The following is a 26,885-nucleotide window of genomic DNA, read 5'->3' as shown; positions in this document are numbered from 1 at the left end:
AATGAAAATGCCACAATATTCCCTGATAGCGTTGGCGCTGACGGCCCTGTTAGCCGGGTGTGATAACGGTGCGTCGGTCGCGCCTGAAAAACAGATTGGTGCGAATCCTGAGCTGCCGGAAGCCAAAAATTTTATGGTACCGCCGATGCAGGTGCCCAAAGGTGTTCCGTGGAAGAACGGCGAAATGCCTAAGGTCGCCGAGGGGCTGAAGATAGAGAAGATTGCCGATAAGCTTCAGCATCCACGTCAGGTCTACGTGCTGCCGAACAACGATATTTTGGTCGCGGAATCCAACGGCACACCTAAACCCACGACCAAGCCGAAAGAGCTGATTACGGGTCTGGTAAAAAATGCCTCAGGCAAAGGGGGCAAAGGTGGTAACCGCATCACCCTGTTGCGTAATGTGAATGGCAAGTGGGAGCAACACCGCTTTATCGAGAATCTGACCGCGCCGTTTGGCATGCAACTGGTCGGGAATACCCTGTATGTGGCAAATGCAGACAGTCTGGTGAAATTTCCCTACAGCGAAGGACAAACCGAGATTCGCACCGCGCCGGAAGAGGTGACCGAATTACCCGGCGGGCCCATTAACCACCACTGGACAAAAGCGCTGTTAGCCAGTCCTGATGGCAGCAAACTGTACGTCGGCGTCGGGTCGAACAGTAATATCACCGAAAACGGTATTGGTGCGGAATACCGCCGTGCCGCCGTGCTGGAGGTCGATGCCGCCAGCGGTGCCAGCCGTATTTATGCCAGCGGCTTGCGTAACCCGACGGGGCTCGACTGGGAGCCGCAGACGAAGCAGCTGTGGGCGGTTGTCAACGAGCGTGACGAAATTGGCTCGGATCTGGTGCCCGACTACCTGACGTCTGTTAAAGAGAAGGGCTTCTATGGCTGGCCCTACAGCTATTTTGGTCAACACGTTGATGTACGCGCTCAGCCGCAGCGACCGGATCTGGTCAAAACAGCCATCAAGCCTGATTACGCTCTGAGCTCGCATGTCGCCCCACTGGGCCTGTTGTTTTATGGTGCAGAGAATATGCCGCAGTACCGGGGCGGTGCCTTTATCAGCGAACACGGGAGCTGGAACCGTAAGCCACTGAACGGCTACAAGGTCATCTGGGTGAAATTCGAAAACGGGAAACCGGTGGGGCAACCGCAAACCGTGGTGTCCGGCTTTTTGACTGAGGATGAAAAAGAAGTGCACGGCTTACCGGTGGGCCTGGCCAGCGATAAGCAGGGCGGGTTAATTATCGCCGATGATGCAGGTGATACGATCTGGCGCGTCAGTTCAGCGAAGTAATTGCGACTGCGCAGGCATAAAAAAAGGATTTGGCTTAACGCCAGATCCTTTTTTCTTTTGTTCGTCCTGCGGCGGGTAACCGGAGGACAAACGAGGTGCTCAGCACTCTCCACAGGTTGAGTGTAAAGAGTGACAGCGAAGACTTCAAGTTTGGTCAAAATACTGTATATTTATACATGTGTTGAGCGTCGGGCATCGCACCGTGGTTAACTGATTGCTTCCAGGGGAGCACGGTTATGTAAATCCCGGCAGGTCCCAGGTGGTGCTGGCCTGTGGCTTAAACCATGAGTGCCGCTCAGCCCTCTCCACAACGTTGTGCTCAGGCAGTCGGCGGGTAATGTCAGAGTCCTGGCTGCTGAACAGCGCGCTCCCTAAGCAGGAGAAGGAAAGTGATGGAACTGACTAAGCTGATTCTGGAGATTATCCGGGTCATCTTGCAGATCATCGTTGCCCTTTTGCAACTGACCGGTCATGCAAAATAACCGGAACTTTGATCAAGGCGGAGCTAACCACTCCGCCTTTTTCGTTGTCAATTGTCTGTCATGTTATCCGGCTACAGTGGCGCGGCAGTCAGGCGCCTTACGGGCATCACTTATCCAGACCTCAGACCAGAGCCGGGAGCGTTTCCATGTCACTTGCCGCGGTAAAACCCGCCAAACTTCAGCAAACCGAAATCGATGCCAGCGTACGCATGCGTGAAACGCAGGTTGGCGCGCAGTGTGAAATTCTGGCTCACAGCTATCTGGAATACAGCACCCTGGGCGATTTCTCCTATGTAGGTGAACATTGTTGCATTGCCGACAGTGAGATTGGCCGTTTCACCGCGATCGCTAATCAGGTCCGGATTGGCGCGCCGAATCACCCGATGAATCGCGCGTCACAACACCGCTTTACCTATTGTCCGGAGTATTACGACGCGACCGCCACGCGCGACCACGGTTTTTTCACCGCCCGGCGAGAAGACAGAGTGATCATTGGCAATGACGTCTGGATCGGTCATGGCGTGATCGTATTGCCCGGCGTCACGGTGGGCGACGGGGCGTTGCTGGCGGCGGGCGCGGTGGTGACGAAAGACGTTGCAGCCTATACCGTGGTCGGTGGCGTGCCCGCCAAACCGATTCGGGTTCGCTTCCATCCGGCGATTGCCACGCGCTTACAACACATCGCCTGGTGGAACTGGCCACGGGAAAAGATCATGGCAAACCTTGCCGATTTTCAGTCAGAGGATATTGAGCAGTTTTGTGCAAAGCATGGCTGAATGCGACGGGGATAAAACGGTGGCGGATGCCACCGTTTGGCAGGGCGGTTTAGCGTTTAGCCCGCGCGTCCAGCACGGCCGTGGCGATGCGGTCGCCAATGGTTTTGTCGATATTGCGCCAGTACGCAAAAGCCCGCGACAGCACTGGCTCTTCCACGCCGTTTAACAGATGACCTGTAACGTTGTTGACCAGCCGGTCACGCGCGGCGTCATCCATCACCTTATTGATCAACGTATTCGCCTGGCCTACGTCGTCGTCGTCACGGCGCAGAGAATAGGGTGCCCGTACCATATCGCCGCTGGCAGACCAGACCGAGTCGGTTGGATAACGTTCACCATCGGCAACCGGGCCGCCTTTGCTGTTGGGCGCATAAACCGGGTCGGATACCGGGTTAATGCGCATCGCACCGTCTTTGCTGTAGCTGTTGACCGGCGACTGCGGGGCGTTAACCGGAATCTGCTTGTAATTTACCCCGAGTCGGGCGCGGTGGGCATCCGCATAGGCAAACACGCGCCCGAGCAGCATCTTATCCGGGCTCAGACCAATACCGGGCACCAGATTGTTAGGCTCAAAGGCAGCCTGTTCAATCTGCGCATGGTTGTCGGTAGGATTGCGGTTCAGCGTAAGTTTTCCAACCTTGATCAACGGGTAATCGCTGTGCGGCCAGACCTTGGTGAGATCGAACGGGTTGTAGCGGTATTCATCTGCCTCCGCAAAGGGCATGATCTGCATATAGAGCGTCCAGCTCGGAAAGTGGCCGTTTTTAATGGACATGAACAGATCGCGCGTATGGTAATCGCCGTCCTCACCTGCCAGCTTATCGGCTTCCTGCTGCGTCAGGTTTTCAATGCCCTGATCGGTATGGAAGTGGTATTTCACCCAGAACTTCTCGCCCTGTGCGTTTACCCACATATAGGTGTGACTGGAGTAGCCGTTCATATGACGCCAGCTTTTGGGAATACCGCGATCGCCCATCAGCCACGTGACCTGGTGCGACGATTCCGGTGACAGCGTCCAGAAATCCCACTGCATATCGTTGTCACGCAAATTGTTGTCCGCACGGCGTTTTTGCGAGCGAATAAAATGCTGAAACTTCATCGGGTCGCGAATAAAAAACACCGGCGTATTGTTGCCCACCAGGTCGTAATTGCCTTCGCGGGTATAAAACTTGATGGAAAAACCGCGTGGATCGCGCCAGGTATCCGGGCTGCCGCGCTCGCCAGCCACGGTTGAGAAGCGCATCAGCACATCCGTTTTCGTGCCGGGCTGAAAAACGTTGGCTTTGGTGTAGCGACTGACATCTTCAGTCACCTCAAAAAAGCCAAAGGCGCCGCTCCCTTTTGCATGTGGCTGCCGTTCAGGAATACGTTCACGGTTAAAATTCGCCATCTGCTCAATCAGATAGTGATCGTGCAGTACCAGTGGGCCGTCCGGTCCTACCGACAAAGAGTGTTCATCGCTGGCAACCGGAATGCCTGCATCTGTGGTGGTGGGTTTACGCGCATCGTGACTCATTCAATTAGTCTCCATGTTTATACGGGTATTGCATGGAATAAGCGTAGCGTAAAACGCAGAAGCGCAACGGCAGATTGCATCCCAATAGCCGTTTTCTCTCACACACACGTGACCTTTATCGCGCCAGGCCCATCCCGTTGGGACTTTTCGCACTCTGAACCCGGCTTTCCACTGACGAGCTATCCGTGACGGTTATCGCATTTCAACGATCCTGTCTGTTTTGGTGCTTGCGTGTGGCGCGGCAAGGTGTAAATTATCTTATAACTTCACAATTAAGTGTGAAAAAGAAAAGTACATTACAACCCTGTGATGAAGGATTGCGCCACATGTCTGATTTAAAATTTGCCACACGTCTTAACTCGTTTGCATCGGGGGCACATCGCTACTGGCCAGCGTTACAGGGGAAGCCCTCCGTTATGCAAATGGTGGCGCGTGCGGGTACCGTTAATGGCCTGACCCACCTGGATCTCAACTATCCCCAACACCTTACGGCAGATATCAAAACGCTGCGTCAGGCCATTGAGGACGCGGGACTGGCAGTGAACGGCATGCAGATGCGTTGGGATGCACCGCAGTTCAAGATTGGCGCCTTTACCCATCCTGATGCCAACATTCGTCGCGAAGCTATCGAGCTCACCAAGCGCGGCATTGATGCCGGACGGGAATTCGGCTCAACACTGATGACGTTGTGGATGGGGCAGGATGGCTTTGATTACTGTTTTCAGGTCAATTACAAAAAAATCTGGGAAGACGCGGTCAGCGCAGTGCGCGAAATTGCAGAATATGCCCCGGATGTCGACGTGAGTATTGAGTACAAACCTAACGAACCCCGCGCCTACAGCATCTTTCCTAACGTCACAACCTGCCTGCTGGCGGTGGAAGAAGCGGGCTGCCCGAACCTGGGGATCACCCTGGATTTCGCTCACGTCCTGTTCGCCAATGAAATTCCGGCCTGGGCTGCCGCCATGGTCGCACGCCGCTCCCGGCTGCTGGGGCTGGATCTGAATGATGGCTGGGGTAAACGTGATGACGGGTTAATGGTCGGAGCGGTGAATCCGCGTGCCACGCTGGAATTCCTGTGGCAGATGCAGCGCGATGGCTATCAGGGCGCATATTACTTCGACACGTTCCCGGACGCCAGCGGGCTGGATCCAGTGCGTGAAGCCGAAACCAACATCGCCACCGTGAAACGCCTCCTGAAACTGTGCGAGCAATTTAATGATAACGCGGCGCTGGCCGAGGCTATCCGTCATCAGGATGCCGTGGCGTCGCAGCAGATCGTCAACGACATTATGCTGGCGCGTTAGTCATCGCGTCGGTGTGAAACCATCCAGATGTACCTTACAAATGCATAATTAGAAGGCTAACAATATGAAAAAACGTCTCCTCGCTGTGCTGGCCTCGTTGCTGCTCGGTTCCAGCGTTTACGCAGCCGATCTGGCACCCCTCAAATCCGATACCGAAACGGACCGTACTGACTGGTCACAGCTTGACAGTCAATACGGTGCGATGCCCAAGGTCGATAAGTCGCTGAAAATTGGCGGCGTATCCAAAACGCTGACCAACGAATACTGGCGTTTACTTGGTGAAGGCTACCAGAACGCGGCCAAAAAATATGGTATCACCGTGGCTTATCAGGCCGCGGCAAATGAAGACGACCAGCTGGGACAACTCTCGATTGCCGAAACGCTAATCTCTCAAGGGTTTAACGGCCTGTTGGTTTCACCTCAAACCGATATCAACCTCGAACCCGCACTGGAAAGCGCCAACAGCAAAAAAATTCCGGTCGTGAACGTCAACGATGCCGTCATGCCAAACGCGGAACACTACGTTGGCAACGTCCAGAAAGACAACGGGGTTCGGGTGGCGAAGTGGTTTATTGAGCACCATCCCCAAGGCGGCAAGGTTGCGGTCATTGAAGGGCAACCTGGCGTTTACGCGGCTGGCCAGCGCACCAGTGGTTTTAAAGAAACGCTGAAAGCGAACGGCAAGTTCAATGTGGTGGCCAGCGTGCCAGCGAACTGGAGCCGTGAGCAGGCTTACAATGCGGCCAGCACCATTCTGCAACAGCATCCCGATCTGATTGGTTTCTACGCCAACAATGACACCATGGCCCTTGGCGTGGTGGAAGCGGTGCGCGCAATGGACAAGGCAAAACAGGTTGCGGTATTTGGGACTGACGGTATTTCAGATGCCTATGCCTCGATCAAGCGCGGTGAGTTGACCGGCACAGTAGACAGCTTCCCGATGCTGACTGGCGAAGTGGCGATGGATGTGATGCTGCGTCTCATCGACGGCCAGAAAATTTCACGTGTCGTCTCAACACCGCAGGCGCTCATCACCAAAGAGAATGCCGATGCCTTTTCTACCAAAGACATGGATAAGCTGCGTCAGCTGTTAGCGCAGCAGTAAGCCAGGCGGAGAGTGTATGGAACAGTATCGCTTAATGATGCGCGGCATCAGCAAAACCTACGGCAGCGCTGCAGCTTTACAAAATGTCGACTTTTTTGTGAAGCCGGGTGAAGTGCATGCCCTGATTGGCGAGAATGGTGCGGGAAAATCCACCCTGTTAAACATTCTTTCCGGCGTGCGCGATGCGGACAGCGGTGAAATCAGCGTGAACGGCCAGACGGTACACATGAAAAACCCGCTCAGTGCGCGTCATGCAGGCATTGCGATGATCCATCAGGAGCTGCAGCATGTTCCCGAACTCTCCGTTGCGCAGAACATGTTTCTGGGCCGCCCGTTAACCAAAGCGAAGGGGTTGTGGGTCGATAAAGCGGCACAGTTAGCGCGTGCCACGTTAATCCTGAAGCGCCTGGATCCGACGATCGATCCTGATATGCCGATTAAGGCGCTAAAGGTTTCGCAACAGCAGGTGGTGGAAATTGCGCGTGCCTTACTGGATGACGCAAAAATCATCGCCATGGATGAGCCGACGTCCAGCCTGACACCGCAAGAGTTTGACCGTCTGGCTGAACTGATTGCCGACCTGAAGTCTCTGGGCGTTTCACTGATCTACGTGTCACATAAGATGAACGAGATCTTCAGCGTGTGCGACCGGGCAACCATCATGCGTGATGGCAAACAGGTCGGGGTCGTTAATATCTGTGATGAAACTGAAGAGAGCATTGTGGCCAAAATGGTGGGCCGCAAGATCGAAAAGCTCGACCACAATGCCTTCGTGACGTCGCAGGAAGTATTACGGGTAGAGAACCTGGGACGGAGCAACGTCATATCGCCTGCAAATTTTAGCGTCAACGCCGGGGAAGTGTTGGGCATTGCAGGACTGGTGGGTGCAGGACGTACCGAACTTCTCAAACTGATCGCCGGTATTGACAGGCGCACCAGCGGCACGGTGCAGGTCAATGGCCGGTTGGTCCCCAACCACAATATCAGCGCAGCGATCCGGGCAGGCATCGGCCTGGTACCGGAAGATCGTAAAAAAGAGGGCATCATCAAAGCGCGCGCCGTGAAGATGAATATGGCGCTGTCGTCTATGCGCCAGTTCACCCTGGCCGGGGTAATCAATAAACTCCGGTTAAATCGCGTGGCGCACGATGTGATGAGCGACCTGAAACTTCGCCCGCTGGATATCGAAAAAACCATCGGCACGCTTAGCGGCGGTAATCAACAGAAAGTGATTATTGGTCGCTGGGTAGCAGCTGATACCAAAGTTTTCTTATTTGATGAGCCAACCCGGGGAATTGATATTGGTGCCAAGTCCGAAATTTACAATCTTATTGAGCGCCTGGCACAGGCAGGTAAAGCGATTATTGTTGTCTCGTCAGAGATGACAGAAATTATTCGTATTTGCGATCGTGTTCTGGTCATGCGGGAAGGGAAGATTACCCAGACATTAACCGGTGATGCGATTACCGAAGAGAATATAGCCCGCTTTGCCATTAAAGAAACAGAAATGGCCTGATCGAACACCTTTAAAGATAAAGGCGATAAACATGACAACGCAAACTAATATGCAGCAGCCAGGGCGTTCTTCGTCGCTGCTTAAATTCAACCTGCGCGATGCCGGAACCTTAATCGGTTTGATCATTATTGTGGTGACATTCTCATTTTTGTCACCGGTCTTTTTAACCGTTCCCAATCTGCTGAATATTATGCAGCAGTCGTCAATAAATGCCTTAATTGCGCTGGGCATGACCCTGGTAATCATTTCGGGCGGCATTGACTTATCGGTCGGGCCCACGGCGGCGCTGTCCGCCGTATTAGGGGCTACGCTGATGGTTTCTGGCGTACCGGTCCCCCTGGCAATCATGGCGACGCTGGGCATCGGGGTCATTAGCGGCATGTTTAGCGGTTCACTGATTGCTTATGCCGGGCTACAACCGTTTATTGTGACGCTGGGCGGTCTGTCGCTGTTTCGCGCCGTTGCCCTGATTTATACCGGTGGCAATCCGGTCTTTGGCATTCCGATGTCGTTCCGTAGCCTGATTAACAGCACGCTATTTGGCGTGCCCACGCCCATCGTGGTGGTGGCGGTCATTGCTTTGTGCTTATGGGTCGTTATGAATAAGACGCCGCTGGGCGAATACATTCTGGCGATTGGCGGTAATGAAGAGGCTGCCCGGGTAGCGGGTGTGCCGGTGAAGCGCACCAAGGTGACGGTGTACGTGATCTCCGGCATGCTGGCGTCACTGGCCTCGTTGATTTTGATTGGTCGCCTGGGCGCGGCGGAACCCACCATTGGCAATCTGTGGGAGCTGGATGCGATTGCCGCCGCCGCCATCGGCGGGGCGTCACTGATGGGAGGGAAAGGCAGTATTTTTGGCACCCTGATCGGCGTCATTATTCTGGGGGCGCTGCGTAATGGATTGACACTGCTTAATATTCAGGCGTTTTATCAATTGCTCGCTACCGGTCTTATTATTATCATAGCGATGTTGATTGACCGAGCGACCCGAGGCAAGTAATGAAGCAAGATCCGCGAGCCATTGGCGCTCAAATTCGTATGCGATTACCCCAACTGACCCCGTTAGAACGGCGCGTGGTTGAGGCGATCACGGCCCGAACCGACATCACTGAACAAACCTCATTAAAAGAGATTGCGCAGGAGAACGGTGTATCGGAAGCGATGATAGTGAAGATAACAAAAAAGCTTAACTTCACGGGATTCAGAAATTTCAGGAGCAGTTTAATTTATTATAACGCGTCTGAAGTGGCCGGTTTGCATGCAGAAATTGAGCCTGATGATTCTTCGGAACAATTACTGGCAAAAGTTTTCCGCACGTCTATTCAGGCTATTGAAGAAACCCTGTCGGTTTTAGATGTGTCCGAATTTAATCGCGCGGCAGATATTATTTTTAAAGCACGTCATATTGATCTTTATGCTGTCGGCGGTTCGGCAACGGTCGCCCGTGATTTATCCCACAAGATGCTAAAAATAGGGATTAAATCCAGCGCCTATGATGATGCCCATATTATGCTGATGTCTGCCGCCGTATTATCTGATGACGATGTGGTAATTGCCATTAGTCACTCAGGCGCAACGCGTGCCGTGAACGATCCGGTGAAATTAGCCGGTCGCAACGGCGCCAGAGTGATTGTCATTACTAATTACGCGGAGTCGCCTATTGCGCGTCATGCGCATGTGGTTCTTAATTCAACTTCTCAGGGATCGCATCTGTTAGGGGAAAACGCCGCGTCACGAATCGCCCAACTGAATATACTGGATGCGCTTTTTGTGGCTATCGCGAAAAAGGATTTGAAGCGGGCGGAGAAAAACCTGATGAAAACCCAGCATGCGGTTCAGGATCTGCGGGAATTCTGAGCATGAGCAAAATTGCAGTCACCGGCAGTCTTCATTACGACATTATGCTGGATGCCCACCATCGCCCTGAAAAAGGCGAAACGGTCATGGGTACCGCGTGCCGCTATAAGTTTGGTGGCAAAGGCGGCAACCAGGCAATCGCAGCGGCCAGTGCGGGCGCGGCGGTGTGTTTTATCGGGGCCGTAGGCGCGGATGAACAGGGCCGGTTCTTACTGAATCGCCTGCAACAGGCGGGTGTAGAAACACAACGCGTTGCGGTGCTTAACGACATGCCCTCTGGTATGAGCGTGGCGATTACCGATGCGGAAGGGGATTACGGCGCAGTGGTCGTCTCCAATGCCAACCAGCATATTTCCTGCCTGCCGTTTGCGCAGGCAGATTTCTGGCAGGGCGTTTCGATGCTGGTACTGCAAAATGAGGTGCCGGAAGCGGTGAATCTGGCGGCGGCGCAGGCAGCACGGCAGCAGCATATTCCGGTCTGCATCAATGCGGCACCGGCGCGCCCGCTCTCTGCTGAATTTGAACGCAGCATTGATGTGCTGGTGGTCAATGCGGTTGAAGCGCGAGACATGAGTGGCATTGTGGTCACCGATCTGTCGTCGGCACAGCAGGCGGCAACCCAACTGGCTGCTCGCTTTCCGTGCGTAGTGGTGACCGCCGGTGAACACGGTGTGGCGTTCAGCGAAGCCGGGAATACGCAAACGTTGCCAGCCCGAAAGGTGACGCTGGTCAGTACGCATGGCGCGGGTGACTGTTTCATGGGCGTATTGTGTCAGGCGCTGGCAGACGGTGAGGCGCTGGCGCTGGCCGTCGCGAAGGCCAATGATGCAGCCGCTACGCATGTTTCGCAGCCCATCCGCTAAAAAAAATGCAACGTCAGTGACGTTGCATTATTACGTGATGCGTGGGATTACGAGGCTACTTTCACCACAGTCTTACCGAAGTTTTTACCGTTCAGCATATCAATAAATGCCTTAGGCGCATTTTCCAGCCCGTCAATCACGTGCTCGCGATACTGAATTTTCTTGCTTTCCACCAGCGGCGTCATGGCTTTCAAAAACTCAGGATAGCGGTGGTCATAATCCTGGAAAATGATAAAGCCCTGCATGCGAATGCGCCGGGTCAGAATACCGGCCATGATGCGTGAGGTACGGTCAGGGCCTGGCGGCAGCTCTTTTTGGCTGTAGGCAGAAACCAGTCCGCAAACCGGCACCCGCGCCGCCGGGTTCAGCAGCGGGAAGACCGCATCGAACACCTTACCGCCCACGTTTTCAAAATAGATATCAATGCCATCCGGGCAGGCATTTTTGAGCTGCTCTTCAAAGTCCTGGCTGTGGTGATCGATACAGGCATCAAAGCCCAGATTTTCCACCGCATGACGGCATTTTTCTTCACCACCCGCGACACCTACCACGCGACAGCCTTTCATTTTTCCTAACTGGCCCACGGTCGCGCCCACCGGACCGGTTGCCGCCGCGACAACCAGGGTTTCGCCTTCTTTCGGCTGACCGATATCCATTAATCCCATATAGGCCGTAAATCCGGGCATGCCGAGAATTCCCAGCGCCCAGGAGGGATGCGGGAGGTCGCTATTCAGACGGGCAACGTCTTTACCATCAGACACGGCATATTCCTGCCAGCCGCTCTGGCAAAGCACCCAGTCACCCGCTTTAAATTCACTGTTTTTGGATTCGGCGACCTGACAAACCGTGCCGCCAACCATCGGCTTATCCAGCTCTGCCGGTGGCGCGTAAGATTTCCCTTCATCCATACGTCCGCGCATATAAGGGTCGAGTGACAGATAAATCGTACGCAGTAAGATCTCGCCATCTTTGATTTCAGGTGTCGGCTGCGCAACATAACGGAAGTTGTCTTCCGTTGGTTCACCCTTGGGGCGTGAAGCCAAAAGCCAGGCGTGATTTGTTGTCGATTGTTCAGTCATAAAGTCGTCCTTTGCATGGGCAAACCGCTCAGGGTTGCCGGGAATGAATGGCTAAGTGTAGATGACAGAACAAAGCATGCTTAACCGTGCTGGCGGTCAACGGGCAGGGCAAACAGGACTCGCCCGGCGTACCGCTACGCACAGCGCGCGCCACGTGGCCCGTTCAGATTGCTCCGAATCCAGCGCGTCGTGACGGTGTCACACGGGGAACAGGGGGCACAACGTTATACCGGTCGTCACGGCGTCTGAAGGGCGGTGACGCTGAAAGTCGCGTCAGGTGGCGGGGAAAAAGGGGGCGAAGATGCCCCAGCGTATAACCATGTCGCAGACGGTTCCCGCGCCGTCGGGCGACGGCGCGGGGGCGGGCTTAGTTAAATCGTTCCGGCCGGAAGGTCGCGAGCATGGGATGCCGGACATCGTTGAGGATCTCCTCCGTCAGCAATTCGCCCAGAATCAGTGCCAGCGTCGCGCCCGAATGGGTAAAGGCCACAAAGCAACCGGGGACTTTTTTCAACTCCCCGACAACCGGTTCACCATCCCCCGGCACGGGTTTCAGGCCAATTTTCCAGCTGTCTGCTTCCAGTGGTGCGCCGTCGCCAAGCAGGTGACCCGCATCCGCCATTAACTGGCGAATAACGGCATGATCGATGCTGTACTGACCATCAGCATGCGCAACGATATCCTCTTCATACCAGTCATGATCGACCGCCAGCGTACGGCCAGGGTTGGGACGTATCGCCGCGCGGGGCGTATTTAATACCACGTTAAGATCGCGTTCCTGTGCGGTAGTGGTAACCAGCATGGACACCGGCGACCCGTTGGGAATGCGTACACCAAGCGGCGCAACGACATCGGGCGTCCAGGGACCACAGGCGACAAGCACCCGATCGGCCATGATGTCGCCCCGTTTCGCGCTGCGAATGCCTGTGGCCCGTCCACCTGCGGTCAGCACACTGGCTTTGCCTGCCTGTTCAATCACTTCGCCGCCTGCGGCTTTGAAATCCTCAACCAGTTTTGCGGCCAGATGCGGCAGGCTTACCCAGCCCTCACCAGGGTTGGCAATAGCGACGCTGGCCAGCGCGCTGGGGTTAACCTGCGGATCCACCTCATGCACCGTGCGCGGATTAACCAGCCGGGAAGCATAGCCAAGGGCGTTTTCATAATCATGACGCGCTTTGGTGCCCGCCTCGTCATCCGCCGCCCAGAACAGCGCGCCGTCAAAGCGCAGCCAGCTGAGATCGGGATGGCGGGCAAACAGGGTGCGGTAGCGGTCAATGCCCGCCATTCTCAGCGCATGGTAAGGCGCAGAACGCTCTCCGGCAGAGTTAAGCCAGGAAAGTGAACGTCCTGATGCGCCAGAACAGAGTTCGGCTTCGGTGACCAGCGTCACTTTCGCGCCAGCCTGTGCCAGCTGGCATGCCGTGGAAACGCCTAAAATGCCGCCACCCAGTACAACAACGGTTTTGGCCACAGAGTTGTCAGTCATCATGGATTCCTTCTGTCAGAAAATACCCCATTCAGGCAAGGCGTACGCGACTTTGCCGATGGAGTTGCTCAATAAGTTTCAGCACGCCCAGCGCCTCGCTGGCGTCCACTGGCGGCGGACCGCCGTGTACCAGAGCACGGGCAAGACGGTGATAAAATTCAGGGTAATTGCCGCGCTGCAGCGCCACCGCCTCACTTTGCTCCACGGTGCCCAGCCGGGCTGCGCGTTCAGGCGGCGTTACGCCGTAGGCGCTGTCAGTCGGGGACATGCCCGCGGCCAGTTGCGGCTCCTGGTTATCCAGGCCCCAGTGCGTAAAAGCTCGCTGGCTGCCCAGCAGATGGAAGCGGGGAGCATTAAGCGCGGCCTGGCCATTCATCCACAGCCGCGAACGCACGCCACAGGTATGCAGTAAAGAAACGAAGCAATCCTCATCGCTGTCGGACTGACTGCCGGAATAGCGTGCCAGCTCGGCGCTGGCCTCCTGCACCGGACCAAACAGCTGTATCGCCTGATCGATCAGGTGGCTGCCCAGATCCAGCAGCAGGCCGCCCCCTTGCGCAAGCGAAACGCTGTCGCGCCAGTTACCAAATCCGTCAGGTCGCCACCACTCAAAGCGCGACTCAAAGCTTCTGACGGTGCCAAATGCCTCGTCCTGCACCAGACGTTGCAGCGTCAGAAAATCGCCGTCCCAGCGGCGATTGTGAAAGACCGTTAACAGGGTGCCAGCCTCTCGGGCGGCGTCAATCATCGCTTCCGCCGCGTTGACGTCAGGCGCAAAAGGTTTATCCACCACCAGATGAATACCGCGCAGGCTGGCCTGGACAGCCTGCTCACGGTGCTGAGCGGGCGGCGTCGCCAGCACAATAAGATCCACCGCGATGTCGCCGTTGTCGATCAACTGCAGCAGTGACGGCCAGTCCGGCACAATTCGCGCCTGGGGATAATGCGTTTTTGCCGCGGCGACGCGTTGCGCATTACCGGTCACGATCACCTCAAGACGGTAAGCGGCATCGTGTGAAATGAGTGGGGCATGAAAGACCTTGCCGGCAATGCCAAATCCCACCAGCGCCGTGCGTATGGGACCTGTCACCTTATGCTGTGCCATCAGAGCACCTCCGATAAAAAACGTTGTAAACGGGCAGACTGTGGACGTTCAAATAACTGATCGGGTGGCCCTGCTTCGACAATCTCGCCTTCATCCATAAACACCACCTGGTCGGCCACGCGGCGGGCAAATCCCATCTCATGCGTGACCACCACCATCGTCATGCCGCGCTCACAGAGTTCAGCCATCAGCGTCAGCACGCCTTTCACCAGTTCGGGATCGAGCGCCGACGTGGCCTCGTCAAACAGCATCACCTCGGGCTCCATCGCCAGCGCCCGGGCGATCGCGACACGTTGTTGCTGCCCGCCGGAGAGATCGCGCGGACGATGGTCGGCGCGCTGTGCTAAGCCGACCTCAGCCAGACGTTGCCGGGCAATTGTCTCTGCCTCCGTTTTCGAGCGGCCTTTGACTTTCCAGGGGGCCAGCGCGACGTTTTCCAGCGCACTGTGATCGGGGAACAGATTGAAGTGCTGAAAGACCATGCCAATGCGCAACCGCAGCGCATCGGGTTTGTCCTTCAGTACCGAACGCCCGGCCAGCAAAACGTCGCCGCTTTTGGGTTCATGCAGGCGATTGATACCGCGCAGCAGGGTCGATTTTCCCGATCCGGAAGGGCCGATGATGCAGGTAGTGGTGCCGGGCGCGATGGTCAGTGACACATTGCGCAGCACCTCAATCGGGCCGTACGCCAGGGTCAGATTACGCAGCTCCAGGCTTGCGCCGTGAAATGCAGTGGACGTTGCCATCTCAGTGTCCTCGTTCGCTGGTCAGGGAGGCCGTGGGCGTGACGGCGCGTTTTACCGCCACCTCATCAATTTCTTTCAGTCCGCTCTGCGGCGCCGTTGCCCGGCGGCGTCCGGTGCGGTAACGGACGTCAATATGGTTCACCGCATGGGTTAAGGGCACGGTAATCATCAGGTAGAACAGCCCCGCCAGCATCAGCGGTGACAGATTGCCGCTCAGCACCGCGGCATCCTGGCCAACCCGGAACAGTTCGCGCTGGCTGGACATCAGCCCCAGCAGATAAACCAGCGAAGAGTCTTTAATAATCGCGATGAACTGATTCACGATGGCAGGCAAGACGCGGCGGATGCCCTGAGGAATGATCACCAGCCGCATCGCCCGACCATAGCTCATGCCCAGCGCCCGGCAGGCTTCCATCTGGCCTTGCTCAATGCTCTGGATCCCTGAGCGAAAGATTTCGCCCATATAGGCGCTGGCAATCAGACTCAGGGCAAAAATGCCCAGCGGATAAGGTGAGGGGCCAAACAGCTGATAGCTGAAGCGCGCCAGCCCCTGACCAATCAGCAAAATGGTCAGGATAGAGGGCAGGCCGCGAAACAGATCGGTATACAGCCGGGCCGGTACACGCAGCCAGCGCGAAGGCGAAATCCCCATCAGCGCCAGAATCAGGCCGAAAAAGGTGCCCAGCAGCGTGGCGGCCAACGAGATGATCAACGTGTTGACCAGGCCCGTTGCCAGCAGCTGCGGCAGGACGTCCTTCATTGCAGAAAAATCAAAGAAGGTACGGGAAAGAATAGTGATCAGATCCATAGCCGATTCTCTGTTGCGGGTGACGGACAACGCCCGTCACCGAATGTATTCACTCGCACACCGGTTGCGCGGGGACTAATTGTGCTGAGGCAGATACTGTTCAGGCATAGGCGAGCCCGGAAACCACTTCTCATAAAGCTGTTTCCACGTCCCATCCTGCATCGCCGCTTTGATGGCTTTGTCCAGCGCCGCTTTAAAGGCCGGTTTGTTTTTCGCTATCGCCACGCCCGCCGGGGCGTCGAAAGAGGGGATGTTGGCTGCCGTCACCAGTTTGAAGCGGGTGGCATAATCTTTGGCGGCTTCGTAATCGAGGAACATGGCATCAATAGTGCCGTTGTTCAGCGCAGAAACGGCCGCGTTGTTATCGGGAAAGCGCACCAGATCGGTCTGTTTGAAGTTGGCCAGCGCATAGCTTTCCTGCAGCGTGCCCTGAATGACGCCCAGTCGCTTGTGCGCCAGCGTTGCCACGTTTTTCACGCCGGAATCGCTGCGGGTGAGCACCGTCAGGTAACCCGCCAGATAGCCCGTGGAGAAATCAACGGTTTTTTCACGGGCCGGTGTGATTCCGATCGCGGCCACGCCTGCATCATATTGTCCGTTGGCGACGGCGGGCAGGATGGCGGAAAAATCCTGTCCGACAAAATCCACCTTATCAATGCCCATACGATGGGCGACATTTTTGAAAAATTCGACGTCAAAGCCGGTGAAATTTCCGTCTTTGTCCGTAAAGGTATAGGGTTTCGCGTCGCCCAGGCTGGCGACACGCAGATGGCCCGGTTCAATCAGCCCATAGGGATTGTTGTCGCTGGCTGCCCGTGCACTGACGCTGGTTGAGAGCATTACCGCGAGGCCGAAGACAACGGCGGTTATTTTGGTTAAACGTTTATGCGATGTCATAAAGCTCTTCCATTTTGCAGGTGAAACGTCGAAGGTCACTGAGCCAGTACTGTCTGATTGAGACCGGTCTCAATGCGGGTCAAAATGAAACCGGTAGTTGTTGTGAGACCGGTCTCAAGTGGATACAATGATATTAAGCACACGCTTTCAGCAGCGTCAATTACGATGTTATCAACTTGTGATTCAAAATAATTATGACCAGCAAAAAACAGCAAGTACGCGGACCCACAGTAGCCGATGTGGCACGTCAGGCGGGCGTGTCAAAAGCCCAGGCGGCCAGAGCATTGGGCGGATATGGCGCCGTAAGTGAAGAGGTACAAATCCGCGTCACCCAGGCGGCAGAAACCCTGGGTTACCGGCCCAATGAGCTGGCGCGCAGCATGAATACGGGGCGTTCGAACACGATTGGCGTGATCGTTGGCGATATTGAAAACCCGCATTTCGGCCTTGCGCTGCGTGGCATGGCGGATGTGGCGCGCCAGGCGGGGTTTCATTTGCTGCTCAGCAACAGCGATGAAACCGTGGAAGAGGAACGGGAAGCCGTGCGCGTCATGCTGGACAAGCGCGTTGATGGCATCATCGTGGCCCCCTGCAGCTCGCTGGCGTGTGATAACGACCATCTTAAACAGGTGCTGACGGAAGGCCGCGCGCTGATGACCTTTGACCGTTCCGTCGAAGGGCTGGACGTGGAAACCATTCAGGCTGACTTTCTTAACGTGGCGAGGGATGCGACGCAGCTGTTGCTTAACGCCGGTCATCACCGTATCGCATACCTTTCCAGTATGCGCATTGCCGCGCCTTACACTCACGCGATGAGCTTAGGACCCACGCCGGTGGCGCAGCGGGTGAAAGGAATGATTGATGCCCACCACGATGCCGGTATGGCACTCGACCCGAATCTGGTGCGCCTGAATGCCCTTAACGAAGCGTGCATCGAACAGATTCTGACGGAGCTTCTCTCGCTTCCCGAACCGCCCAGTGCGCTGATTGCGTCCGACAATTTGATTGCAATGGGAATTCTACGTGGACTGGCCAGACGTGGGTTCCGTGTGCCCGAGGATATTTCGTTTGTTATGTACGATGATTTTCCCTGGACCGAACTGATGACGCCCGCGCTTACGGTCGTGGCCCAGCCGGTTTATGAGATGGGCCGCGAAGCCGCACGCCGGTTAATCTGCCATATCCGGCAGCAGCCCGCCGGCGCGTTACCGGCATTCGACAGCTGGATGGTGGTGCGGGGATCGGTCGGGCCAGTGCGGGCAGGAGGAAAGCCGGTTCCAGCCGCCTGGGCGCTGAGCAAATAGGGGATTGTTCTTACAGCGGTCTTACTGCCGTGTCCCGTCATTATCCTCAGACGAGCAGGCCCGAGCGGTCAGTCAGGCTGCCGAGGTTGCCTGCATGACGCAGTTTGCGCAGCAGCATGCCTTTTGCAACGGAGTCGTTTACGCATCCTGTTGAAGGTCATACAAAAAATTTATTTTTTTATTAGTGAATTAATTTCACCCGGTAATAATCAACGGAAACTATCACAACAATACATAATGCCAGGGTCTTAACAGCCGATAACCAGATTAGTCAACTCAGATTACGGTCGTGGTTATGCGCTTTAATGTATTAAAAAATGTGTTTTCCTTTCTTAACGATCTTCGCAGCGGGCGTAGATCGGCGCCGTTCAGGGCGCTGAACAGCGCGATGCCGGTTATTGAATTCAGCCCTGACGGAACGATTCAGAAAGCCAGCCCGCTTTTCCTGACCGCAATGGGCTACGAGGCGCACGAAATAATTGGGCAACATCACAGCATGTTCTGCCCGTCTTCCCTGACGGATTCACCTGAATACCGCCATTTCTGGCAGCGCCTTGCCGCCGGTGACGTTCGCAGTGGTAAACATCTGCGGCTGGCTAAAGGAAACCGTCCTGTCTGGCTGGAAGCCAGTTATATCCCGGTCAGGAACCGCCGTGGCAGGGTGTGCAAAATCATTAAGATAGCGGCGGACATCTCAGAACGCATAGAGGCAGGGCTGGAACAGGAATCTGTGATCAACGCCATCAACCGGTCAATGGCTGTGATTGAGTTCAGTCCTGACGGTCGTGTCCTGGATGCTAATGACAATTTCCTGAAAACGACCGGTTACAAACGTGAGCAGGTTGTGGGTCAACATCATCGGATGTTCTGTTCAGAACAGCTTTCTGCAAGCGACGCGTACCGGCAGTTCTGGAAAAGGCTTAATCAGGGCGAATTTTTTTCGGGGCAGTTTCCCAGACTCAATCATCACGGGAAGCCACTCTGGCTGCGCGCGACGTATAATCCTGTTTTTAACAGCAATGGCGAGTTATATAAAATCGTCAAGTTTGCCACGGATGTGACCGAACAGGTTTTGAATAACCAAAAAGAGCACGATGCCGCCGTACAGGCCTGGGAAATGGCTGTACAGACGCTGGGTAATGCGCAGAATGGGGCGAATGTAATTGAGAGTAGTATTGAAGTTGTGGACCGGATCGCGCAGGACATGAACGCGATCTCCGCTGACATCGCGCGCCTCAACAGCCAGTCAGGAAGCATTGACGGCATGGTAGAGACCATCAGACGGTTTGCGACACAAACACGGCTTATTGCCCTTAACGCCGCGATTGAAGCTGCCAGAGCAGGGGCGTCCGGCAGGAGCTTTGCGGTTGTGGCCGCCGAAGTGCGCGCGCTGGCGGCAAGCGTCAGCGGGGCCACAGAAGAAATAGAACAGGTGGTATCAAATAATAATCAGCTGGCCCGGGAAGTGCTGAAAGGTATGGAACTCAACCAGAAAAATACGGAGCAGGGCGTCATACTGATGCGCGAGGCCGGCGAGGTCATCGCCATCATTAAGAAAAACTCGGAACGCGTGGAAGGGGCGGTCAGGGAGTTTACGCATACGGTTGAAACTGAGTAACGAATCCGCTTTAGCCGTTTTATCATTCAGCATTATCCTGCTTTCTGAGCACAGGGATGTCCTTCAGTGCAGCGCCTTGCTTTTTTAACTTTTGCCTTTCAGGGAAAGGATACGCCATGTTGATAAACATTCGTCACGGAGCGCAGTCTTCGCCACGCTCCGCAGACATTCTGCGATTGCCCGATCAGGAGCGTGATGAGGTACTCAACCACTTCGCCGCCCTGACCAGCACGTTGCTGGGCATACCGACCAGCTTTATATCCGTTCTTGATGAGCAGCATCAGACGTTTCGCGCAAAGTACAACACGACGCTGTGTCAGACTGAGCGCAAGGATGCATTCTGCCGCTTCGTCGTGGAGAGCGCGATTCCGGTCATTGTGCCAGATACCTTACTGGACGCACGTTTCGCCACGAATCCGCTTGTCACGGGGGAGCCTTACCTCCGCTTCTACGCGGGCGTGCCGTTGATCAACGCGCAAGGAAAGGTTATGGGGACGCTATGCGTCACAGACAGTCAGCCACACGCCTTTCCGGCTGAAAAGGTCAGGTTGCTCAGCCGACTTGCCGCGATGGTGACGGTCTTTCTGAAGGCCTGGCAGGTCGCGGGATTAACGGATGCGGTAACAGGCTTGCCTAACCGTCAGCAACTCATCCGCCATCTGGATCAACTGTCTGAGGCGGGGCATTCCGACGTCCTCAGGCTCACCGTTATCGACTGCATTGATATGCCCCGTGCCTATGAGCTGGCCCGGGCACTGGGTATGCCGCCAATGGAAGCGCTCCTGCGGGACAGCGGGCGTCTGTTGCAAAACAAGCTGGCGCTGGGGCCTGAAAAAATTTTTTACACGGTAGCCACTGGGCGCTTTGCCTTCCTGTCCCGCTCAGATGAGCCGTTTTCGGCCGATGCTGTTCTTGAAGCAATGCGCGACGCGCGGCCTCTCGCGCCCGAAGGTCTTGCTATGGACCTGACATTGTACGCGGGCGATGTCTGCTTTACGCCAGCGGCGCTACCGGCCCAGGAAGCCCTGCGGCGCGCGGTCAGCGCACTCCACGAAGCCATCAGCATCAATGGTGGCGCTCGTTCGTTTAGTGAGGTGAGTGACAGCAGGCGCAATGGCGATTTCATGTTGATGAACGATCTGTCGGCAGCCCTTAAAACCGGTACTGGCGGGCTGTATCTGGTTTATCAGCCCCGGCTTTCCTTATCTGATGTGCAACCGACGGGGTTTGAGGCGCTGATACGCTGGTGTCATCCCGAGCGGGGCGAGCTTTCGCCCGCCGAATTTCTGCCCGCAGCGCAGTTAACCAGTCTGATGAGCGATATCACTGACTGGGTGATCACGGAGGTGATCCGTCAGCTGCGCGTCTGGTTATCCGAGGGCATCAGTCTGCCGGTATCCGTTAACGTCAGTGTCAGCGACCTTGCACGAAGTGGCTTTATTGACCACCTTGACGCGAAGATGGCGCAGGCCCAACTGCCACCCGCTCTGCTGGAGTTCGAATGTCTTGAAACGGAGCTGGCCACGGAAAACCCTGCCGCCCTGGCAATGATGGCGCAGTTAAGACAACGAGGATATCGTCTTTCGCTGGACGATTTTGGTGCCGGTTACAGTAATATTGGTTATCTGCGCAGGATGCCGGTGGACGTTATCAAGCTTGACAGGGCGCTGATAGCCGATTTGACCTCGAATGAAGCAAGCCGCATTATCGCATCAAGCGTGATAGGTATGCTGAAATCTCTGAACTATGTTGTTGTGGCTGAAGGCGTTGAAATACCAGAGGCTCTGGATATGCTCGCTTCATGGGGATGCGATCAGGCACAGGGTTTTTACATTTCTCATCCCTTGCTTCCGCAGGCACTAAAAAGCTGGCTCTCCACCTTTAAATACGGTCAGCTGGGCCACGCAACGTAAATAACGTCCGGTTGCTGGCCCGTTGGGTAAAGGATGACGGGCGGTAAGGTGTGGCCTGGCGCTTAACCAAGCCGGCTTATTCCACAGAGGGGGATAATCCTTTAAGTTTAGTCATTCCTTCATGATTAATTTCGTCATCCGCGCCATCGACAGCCCTCGAAATGGTGAGCAGGCTCTGAAATTCACTGAGCAGGAGCGCGGCGTCAGACTTCAGCAGATCATCGCATTCAGCAGAGTCGATGACGGTGTTAATGGCTTTGTTAGCACTTTCAATCATTTCAGTCACACCGCCTTCTTTACTCACCGCCAGCACAAGTGCGCTGATGAGCAGAGACTGCGCCTCAACACGGGCTGTTAACTGCTTCATCCCTGCGTCGATATGCGATATTTTAGCCAGCATGCTAAGTACAACGTTTTTCATTATCGTCCCTCTTAAACTTTCAAACGGAATCGGTCAGCAAGTTGCTCTCAAATTAAAACCGGTCTGTCCGGTTGACCATAATCAGTGCCATTGTGCTTCTGTGGATAAGATGGGGCACTCTGCCGCCAGCCCCAGCCTGTCATCCCGTCTGAGATAATGACAAAACATCAGGCGTCAGGGTTCCGCTGTTCCGGCAATGCCTGGATAATTTTTTCCTGAACCTGTCTTATCCCGTCGCGCAGGCTGGCCAGGGTTTCAAACGGGATGCCCATTTCACAAATCATCGCTGCAGGTACGCCTGTGGCCCGCCTTTCAAGTTCACGGCCTGCTTCAGTCAGGCGAATAATCACTCTGCGTTCATCATGACCGGTATCGCGCAGGCGACTGATAAAGCCTGCCTGCTCAAGTCGCTTGAGGAGATGGCTGAGCGTGCCGGAGTCCAGTTGCACGCGCTGACCTACCTCAGAGACCGTGATGCCATCCTTTTCCCACAAGACCAGCAGCGCCAGATACTGTGGATAGGTCAGCCCCAGCGGTTTCAGGTGAGGCTGATAAAGCTTTGTCATAGCCAGCGAGGCCGAGTAAAGCGCAAAGCAGAGAAACTCCTCCAGACACTGAGGTTGGGTGTCTTTACTCGCGCTGGCGTCATTAATCTCTTTCATGCCGGGGCTCCAGATATGGGGGAAGCCGGCAAGCGTTCGGTGAATCGTGTGATGCGACAGACGTCAGGAAGCCGGAAACACAAGATATCACGGACACGTCATGGATGCTTTAAACCGCCGCCAAACTGAACGTGACCGCAATCATATCGACGTCAATTAAGTTGTGTTCAATTTATTTTGTAAAGTCTGTGCAGTTGACGCGTCTGCGGCCGATAGAACCTGACAGTGACATAACATTCGGGAAAATATAATGAAGGTTTCGACGCGTCTTGCTACAGGCTTTGGTTTACTTGTTCTGCTTTTAATTATCTGTACGGGCACTGCGTTACATGCGCTGACAGATGCACAGCGCGGCATGAATGACGCGATAAACAACAAAATGAAACGGTTTGCGATCGTTCTGGATATGCGTGGTGATATCCGCGATATGGCCATCGCCGCACGCAATCTGGCGTTGCTGACGGATGAGAAGGAATCCAGGCCCGAATGGGACCGTATGACGACACAGCGGGAAAAATATATCCACGAGCGGGAGCAACTGGTTGAAAGCATGACACACAGCGTCAGTGCACAGGGTAAAACCGTGCTGGATGAAATACTGGCAGCTGAAGATGACGCCATGCAAACCCTGATGACCGCGGCCAAAATGGGGCTGGAAAACCGTCAGCAGGACGCGACTGTCTACCTGATGAAGACTGCGCGACCGGCTCAGCAAAAGCTTCTGAAACTGCTCAACCAACTGACAGAGATTCAGAAGGCGCAGACCGTTCTTACGGTTGGCGAGACCAGCGAGACCGTTTCCCGCACAAGAGCAATGCTGATCGTGCTGACCCTGCTGTCAGTGCTGACTGCCGTAGCGGGCTGCATGATTGTCAGCCGCAGCCTGATGCGCCAGCTGGGTGGCGAACCAGCTCAGGCTCAGGCGCTCGCCGCCGCCATCGCCGCCGGAGACCTGACGGGACCGGTCGTGCTGCGCCGCAATGACACAACCAGCCTGCTGGCCTCACTGGATGGGATGCAGGCGAACCTGCGTGGCCTGGTGTCAAAAATTAAGGATTCGTCCGCCTCCGTTGCGCTGGCCGCCGATGAGATTTCACAAGGCAATACGGAACTGTCATCCCGCACCGAGCAACAGGCCGCGGCGCTGCAGGAAACCGCGGCCAGCATGGAGCAGCTTTCCGCCACTGTGAAAAGTAACGCGGCGGGTGCCCGGCAGACAGCCGAGTCCGCCCGTGAGACCGCGCAGCTGGCCCGCAGCGGCGAAACGGATGTGAAGCGTATGTCAGACACGATGCACGACATTTCCGTCAGCGCCACCAAAGTGCGTGACATCACCTCCGTCATTGAGAGCATCGCGTTCCAGACCAACATCCTTGCCCTGAACGCCGCTGTCGAAGCGGCGCGGGCAGGCGAGGACGGACGCGGGTTCGCCGTGGTGGCGGGTGAAGTCAGAACGCTCGCACAGCGCAGCGCCACGGCCGCAAAAGACATTAAAACGCTGATCGAGCAGGCCGTTACGCAGGTGGAGAGCGGCGTCACGGTGGCCTCCTCAACCGGTCAAAGCATCCTGAAAATCGTCGGCATGGTCGGCGAACTGGCTGAATCCATGGACGAGCTTTCCCTGGCATCATCTGAACAGATGCAGGGCATCTCGCAGGTAAGTATCGCCGTCAGCCAGATGGACGGTGTGACGCAAAACAACGCGGCGCTGGTGGAGGAATCCTCCTCCGCCTCACAGTCGCTTTCTGAGCAGGCGCATGCCCTGCGCACGATGGTAGAAACCTTTAAGGTATGACACCCGGTAAATCAGACGCCGCGTAACGGCTCAGATGTATCCCTCTGAATGACGGCGTGGGAGGTCAGGGAGAATCAGCGGAGGTGGGGAATAACCCATTCACTTCCGCTTTCGCCAGCAAACTGCGTCATATGGGCCGGGCGTTAAGCCCGGCCCATCCCAGTGCTGTGTTAACGAGCGGCGCCGGGCAGAGGGGCTGCCTGCGGTCAGGATGTGCGACTGCGAGGGTGAACAATATTTTATGCTGTATGACAGGCCATAACGTGATTGGGCAACTTCCCGTCAATCACGACTTCAACGTTTCTTATTATCTGCTTCATCTGAACCCCGCCTCAGAGCCTGTTCAGGCGCGACAGATCGCCTTCTCCATGGGGACGTTTTGCTTGCCACTGGGTTCGGTTGCGGTGATGAATACGCTGCCGGCGGGAAGGGGCCGGACGGCCATCGAAAACGGAAATCATCCTGTTAACCGGGCCGTTTTTTGCGTCCTGCAGGAAGCGGTCCAGCAGGCGCTGCCGGGCCGCTTCGGTCAGGATGCTATACTGTAAGAACGTTTGCTTTACGGAGGCTTCATGGGGTCCAGAGAAGATACCGAAGAAAAAGCGCTTGAACTGGCGGGTAAAGTTATCTCGCAGTTGCTTAGCGAAAAAGCCAGTGTAAAGAAAGAAGAGATTATCTGCGCGCTACACCGCCTGGGGCAGGAAACCGGAGACTGGCGGGTGCGGGCAGGCTGTGAGAAGGCCGTGCTGATGATGAAACGCAGAGTTCACTGACCTCTGCGACACGCTCTGCCACGTGTATCAGCCGATGCTGTCAGGAAGTTAGTGGCCGTTTCCCGCCCATAACTGGAGATGTCTTTCTCCGAAAAAATTGCTGTCTTCACTGGCTGCGCCGCTTAAAAGTCTGCGGGTCTGGCGCAAAGCGTGATCGATAAGCTGACGCCGGGCATCATCAGTTTCCGTTTCGAGCATCCTGTTCAGCTGCACGCGCAGCGCCTCAGAACTTATGTCTGCATCATCTTCAAGCAGCGTCAGCAGGGCTTCGCCGATAACAATGTTTACCTTTTCTTCTTCACTCCTGAACATATCAACCTTCTTGTTGCTGGCAGTAAAAGTCCGTTGCGGCGGACAAGCGGTATTGCGCTAAAGCATCATTTTTGTATGTTTTTCGAGTGTAGTCCCGGCCACCCGAAACTGTAAAATCAGAACATGCCTTGTCCGCCCGGGAGCCAGCATCGTTAATAAGCATACGCTGCGTCAGGTCCCGCAGGCTGACTCCTGCAAGCGCTGTCTCGTAAAGAAGAAGACAAGCAGCAAACCTGTTCGGGATGGTGGTAAGAATCTTCTTAAAAGACCGGGTGTGGAAACTGTACACGACCCAATCATGGTGTACAAATTTTATTTTGTTAACGCTGTTTTAAATAGATAAAAAATCTGTAGAAAGCGAAGCGGTGAATCTAAAACCCTTTATTCTTCCGACGTAAATCTATGTTTATTCCTGTTTTTATTCAAAATTACAGCCATGCTTATATCCTCATCAACATTTTACACAATCAAAAGGTAACAGATATGAGCAACAGACGTGGTGGCGCGGGAAATTTCGCGGAAAATCCCCAGCGCGCGGCGGAAGCCGGAAGGAAAGGCGGAGCCGCCAGTAGCGGTAATTTTAAAAATAACCCGGAAAGAGCGGTTGAGGCCGGACGAAAAGGGGGTAAGGCAAGCCGCCGGGGCAGCGCACAGGAAACCGCTTCCCGGCCTGGTTGAGGGGCCGCCTTTGCGACTTGCGGGCTTGCGGCTTTCCCCGCCTGTTTTAAAGAGGACCTTAGCAGTACTGGATTAACAAGACGAAAGGGCTGTAAATCAGTGGCCCGGTAAGCCTGCCGGGCCGTCTCGTTAACAAGTTTTATACGCTGTTGGCCCTGTTCTTCAGGGCGGGCTCATGATTTTCAGTGAGGATACGCGAAAAGCGCCTGAACGGCTCATCATCCCTGATAATGTTGATTCTTCTCTGTTTTATCGGGATAAAAAAAACCGCCCGTAGGCGGTTAAGTCATCTTCCATGCAACAAGATCTTTCCTTAGAGGGATAGCCTCAATCAGCCTGGTCCTGCAGGCACTTCCCTGCAAGCGTAAACGGCAAAAAACTTCCGCATTGATATTCCATCCTGCCCCCGGTCATCACGCTTTTGTTATCCGTCAGTGTCCGAATGGTTCGGCTTTATGTCATGGTCAGAACTCTGCGCCTGACGGAGGCTGGCGCGAACGGCCGCTTTTTGCGCGTAGCGGAACCGTTACGCGCTCGGCCTGGCTGTGTTTCTCTCCATC

Annotated in this window: 25 protein-coding genes; 16 read left to right on the top strand and 9 right to left on the bottom strand. The window is 55.3% G+C overall.

What is annotated here, in order from left to right; genetic code table 11:
• Window position 1 precedes the first annotated feature (1 nt).
• Together GC087_RS12305 and GC087_RS12300 are read left to right on the top strand one after the other, a co-directional pair.
• Window positions 2–1,303 (top strand): PQQ-dependent sugar dehydrogenase, encoded by a 1,302-nt coding sequence (locus GC087_RS12305; protein WP_110267525.1) that lies wholly within the window; start codon window positions 2–4, stop codon window positions 1,301–1,303.
• A gap of 628 nt (window positions 1,304–1,931) precedes the next feature.
• Window positions 1,932–2,561, top strand: a complete 630-nt coding sequence (locus tag GC087_RS12300) for a DapH/DapD/GlmU-related protein (protein WP_324028449.1) — start codon at window positions 1,932–1,934, stop codon at window positions 2,559–2,561.
• Between the two features lie 49 nt (window positions 2,562–2,610).
• Here the strand turns inward: GC087_RS12300 and GC087_RS12295 are convergent, their stop codons facing one another.
• Complete coding sequence (locus GC087_RS12295; protein WP_033741382.1) at window positions 2,611–4,077, bottom strand: catalase; 1,467 nt, start codon at window positions 4,075–4,077, stop codon at window positions 2,611–2,613.
• Between the two features lie 326 nt (window positions 4,078–4,403).
• Between GC087_RS12295 and GC087_RS12290 the strand changes: the two genes are divergently transcribed.
• The 6 genes from GC087_RS12290 to GC087_RS12265 all read left to right on the top strand — a co-directional run bounded on the left by GC087_RS12290 (window position 4,404) and on the right by GC087_RS12265 (window position 10,728).
• The gene (locus GC087_RS12290; RefSeq protein WP_054633809.1) at window positions 4,404–5,384 is read left to right on the top strand and encodes a TIM barrel protein; all 981 of its coding nucleotides are present in this window, start codon (window positions 4,404–4,406) and stop codon (window positions 5,382–5,384) included.
• A 64-nt stretch (window positions 5,385–5,448) separates the two neighbouring features.
• Window positions 5,449–6,489: a sugar ABC transporter substrate-binding protein gene (locus GC087_RS12285; protein WP_054633808.1), complete on the top strand. Its 1,041-nt coding sequence runs from the start codon at window positions 5,449–5,451 to the stop codon at window positions 6,487–6,489.
• 16 nt (window positions 6,490–6,505) lie between these two features.
• Window positions 6,506–8,005: a sugar ABC transporter ATP-binding protein gene (locus GC087_RS12280; protein WP_054633807.1), complete on the top strand. Its 1,500-nt coding sequence runs from the start codon at window positions 6,506–6,508 to the stop codon at window positions 8,003–8,005.
• A gap of 31 nt (window positions 8,006–8,036) precedes the next feature.
• Entirely contained in the window at window positions 8,037–9,008 is a 972-nt protein-coding gene (locus GC087_RS12275; RefSeq protein ID WP_324028448.1) for an ABC transporter permease, read from the top strand.
• Window positions 9,008–9,865 (top strand): MurR/RpiR family transcriptional regulator, encoded by an 858-nt coding sequence (locus GC087_RS12270; protein WP_054633805.1) that lies wholly within the window; start codon window positions 9,008–9,010, stop codon window positions 9,863–9,865. The genes GC087_RS12275 and GC087_RS12270 overlap by 1 nt, the downstream gene beginning before the upstream one ends.
• A 2-nt stretch (window positions 9,866–9,867) precedes the next feature.
• Window positions 9,868–10,728 (top strand): PfkB family carbohydrate kinase, encoded by an 861-nt coding sequence (locus GC087_RS12265; protein ID WP_054633804.1) that lies wholly within the window; start codon window positions 9,868–9,870, stop codon window positions 10,726–10,728.
• A gap of 47 nt (window positions 10,729–10,775) precedes the next feature.
• On the opposite strand, the gene GC087_RS12260 is transcribed toward GC087_RS12265, so the two are convergent.
• The 6 genes from GC087_RS12260 to GC087_RS12235 all read right to left on the bottom strand — a co-directional run bounded on the left by GC087_RS12260 (window position 10,776) and on the right by GC087_RS12235 (window position 16,849).
• Window positions 10,776–11,807 carry an NADPH-dependent curcumin/dihydrocurcumin reductase gene (locus GC087_RS12260; RefSeq protein ID WP_283786753.1) on the bottom strand — a complete coding sequence of 344 codons (1,032 nt, stop codon included), beginning with the start codon at window positions 11,805–11,807 and terminating at the stop codon, window positions 10,776–10,778.
• A 367-nt stretch (window positions 11,808–12,174) separates the two neighbouring features.
• Window positions 12,175–13,296 carry an NAD(P)/FAD-dependent oxidoreductase gene (locus GC087_RS12255; protein ID WP_375124032.1) on the bottom strand — a complete coding sequence of 374 codons (1,122 nt, stop codon included), beginning with the start codon at window positions 13,294–13,296 and terminating at the stop codon, window positions 12,175–12,177.
• Window positions 13,297–13,324: 28 nt separating this feature from the next.
• Complete coding sequence (locus tag GC087_RS12250; RefSeq protein WP_033741388.1) at window positions 13,325–14,398, bottom strand: Gfo/Idh/MocA family protein; 1,074 nt, start codon at window positions 14,396–14,398, stop codon at window positions 13,325–13,327.
• Window positions 14,398–15,144 (bottom strand): amino acid ABC transporter ATP-binding protein, encoded by a 747-nt coding sequence (locus GC087_RS12245; protein WP_039340407.1) that lies wholly within the window; start codon window positions 15,142–15,144, stop codon window positions 14,398–14,400. The genes GC087_RS12250 and GC087_RS12245 overlap by 1 nt, the downstream gene beginning before the upstream one ends.
• A gap of 1 nt (window position 15,145) precedes the next feature.
• Complete coding sequence (locus tag GC087_RS12240) at window positions 15,146–15,952, bottom strand: amino acid ABC transporter permease (RefSeq protein ID WP_033741390.1); 807 nt, start codon at window positions 15,950–15,952, stop codon at window positions 15,146–15,148.
• 75 nt (window positions 15,953–16,027) lie between these two features.
• Complete coding sequence (locus GC087_RS12235; RefSeq protein WP_039340405.1) at window positions 16,028–16,849, bottom strand: ABC transporter substrate-binding protein; 822 nt, start codon at window positions 16,847–16,849, stop codon at window positions 16,028–16,030.
• A gap of 194 nt (window positions 16,850–17,043) precedes the next feature.
• Here GC087_RS12235 and GC087_RS12230 point away from each other — a divergent pair, with 194 nt between their 5' ends.
• The 3 genes from GC087_RS12230 (at window position 17,044) to GC087_RS12220 (ending at window position 21,684) form a co-directional block, all read left to right on the top strand.
• Window positions 17,044–18,153: a LacI family DNA-binding transcriptional regulator gene (locus GC087_RS12230; RefSeq protein ID WP_324028447.1), complete on the top strand. Its 1,110-nt coding sequence runs from the start codon at window positions 17,044–17,046 to the stop codon at window positions 18,151–18,153.
• 295 nt (window positions 18,154–18,448) lie between these two features.
• Complete coding sequence (locus tag GC087_RS12225) at window positions 18,449–19,771, top strand: methyl-accepting chemotaxis protein (RefSeq protein ID WP_324019708.1); 1,323 nt, start codon at window positions 18,449–18,451, stop codon at window positions 19,769–19,771.
• A gap of 116 nt (window positions 19,772–19,887) precedes the next feature.
• The gene (locus GC087_RS12220) at window positions 19,888–21,684 is read left to right on the top strand and encodes a sensor domain-containing diguanylate cyclase (RefSeq protein ID WP_324028446.1); all 1,797 of its coding nucleotides are present in this window, start codon (window positions 19,888–19,890) and stop codon (window positions 21,682–21,684) included.
• A 76-nt stretch (window positions 21,685–21,760) separates the two neighbouring features.
• Here the strand turns inward: GC087_RS12220 and iraP are convergent, their stop codons facing one another.
• Window positions 21,761–22,105 carry an anti-adapter protein IraP gene (iraP, locus tag GC087_RS12215; protein WP_033741400.1) on the bottom strand — a complete coding sequence of 115 codons (345 nt, stop codon included), beginning with the start codon at window positions 22,103–22,105 and terminating at the stop codon, window positions 21,761–21,763.
• A gap of 167 nt (window positions 22,106–22,272) precedes the next feature.
• Window positions 22,273–22,767 carry a MarR family winged helix-turn-helix transcriptional regulator gene (locus GC087_RS12210; RefSeq protein WP_033741402.1) on the bottom strand — a complete coding sequence of 165 codons (495 nt, stop codon included), beginning with the start codon at window positions 22,765–22,767 and terminating at the stop codon, window positions 22,273–22,275.
• 250 nt (window positions 22,768–23,017) lie between these two features.
• On the opposite strand from GC087_RS12210, the gene GC087_RS12205 reads away from it, so the two are divergent.
• The 5 genes from GC087_RS12205 to GC087_RS12185 all read left to right on the top strand — a co-directional run bounded on the left by GC087_RS12205 (window position 23,018) and on the right by GC087_RS12185 (window position 26,325).
• On the top strand, window positions 23,018–24,562 hold the full coding sequence (locus GC087_RS12205) for a methyl-accepting chemotaxis protein (RefSeq protein ID WP_033741404.1): 1,545 nt from the start codon (window positions 23,018–23,020) through the stop codon (window positions 24,560–24,562).
• A gap of 227 nt (window positions 24,563–24,789) precedes the next feature.
• Window positions 24,790–25,110 (top strand): hypothetical protein, encoded by a 321-nt coding sequence (locus GC087_RS12200; RefSeq protein WP_033741406.1) that lies wholly within the window; start codon window positions 24,790–24,792, stop codon window positions 25,108–25,110.
• A 24-nt stretch (window positions 25,111–25,134) separates the two neighbouring features.
• Window positions 25,135–25,335: a hypothetical protein gene (locus GC087_RS12195; RefSeq protein ID WP_033741409.1), complete on the top strand. Its 201-nt coding sequence runs from the start codon at window positions 25,135–25,137 to the stop codon at window positions 25,333–25,335.
• 150 nt (window positions 25,336–25,485) lie between these two features.
• Window positions 25,486–25,761, top strand: a complete 276-nt coding sequence (locus GC087_RS12190) for a hypothetical protein (RefSeq protein WP_133745223.1) — start codon at window positions 25,486–25,488, stop codon at window positions 25,759–25,761.
• Window positions 25,762–26,130: 369 nt separating this feature from the next.
• Entirely contained in the window at window positions 26,131–26,325 is a 195-nt protein-coding gene (locus tag GC087_RS12185) for a con-10 family general stress protein (protein WP_033741481.1), read from the top strand.
• Window positions 26,326–26,885: the final 560 nt, after the last annotated feature.

This window comes from Pantoea sp. JZ2, assembly GCF_035191405.1.
In the GTDB taxonomy this organism is placed as follows: domain Bacteria; phylum Pseudomonadota; class Gammaproteobacteria; order Enterobacterales; family Enterobacteriaceae; genus Pantoea; species Pantoea stewartii.
This window is presented reverse-complemented; position numbering and strand designations above follow the sequence as displayed.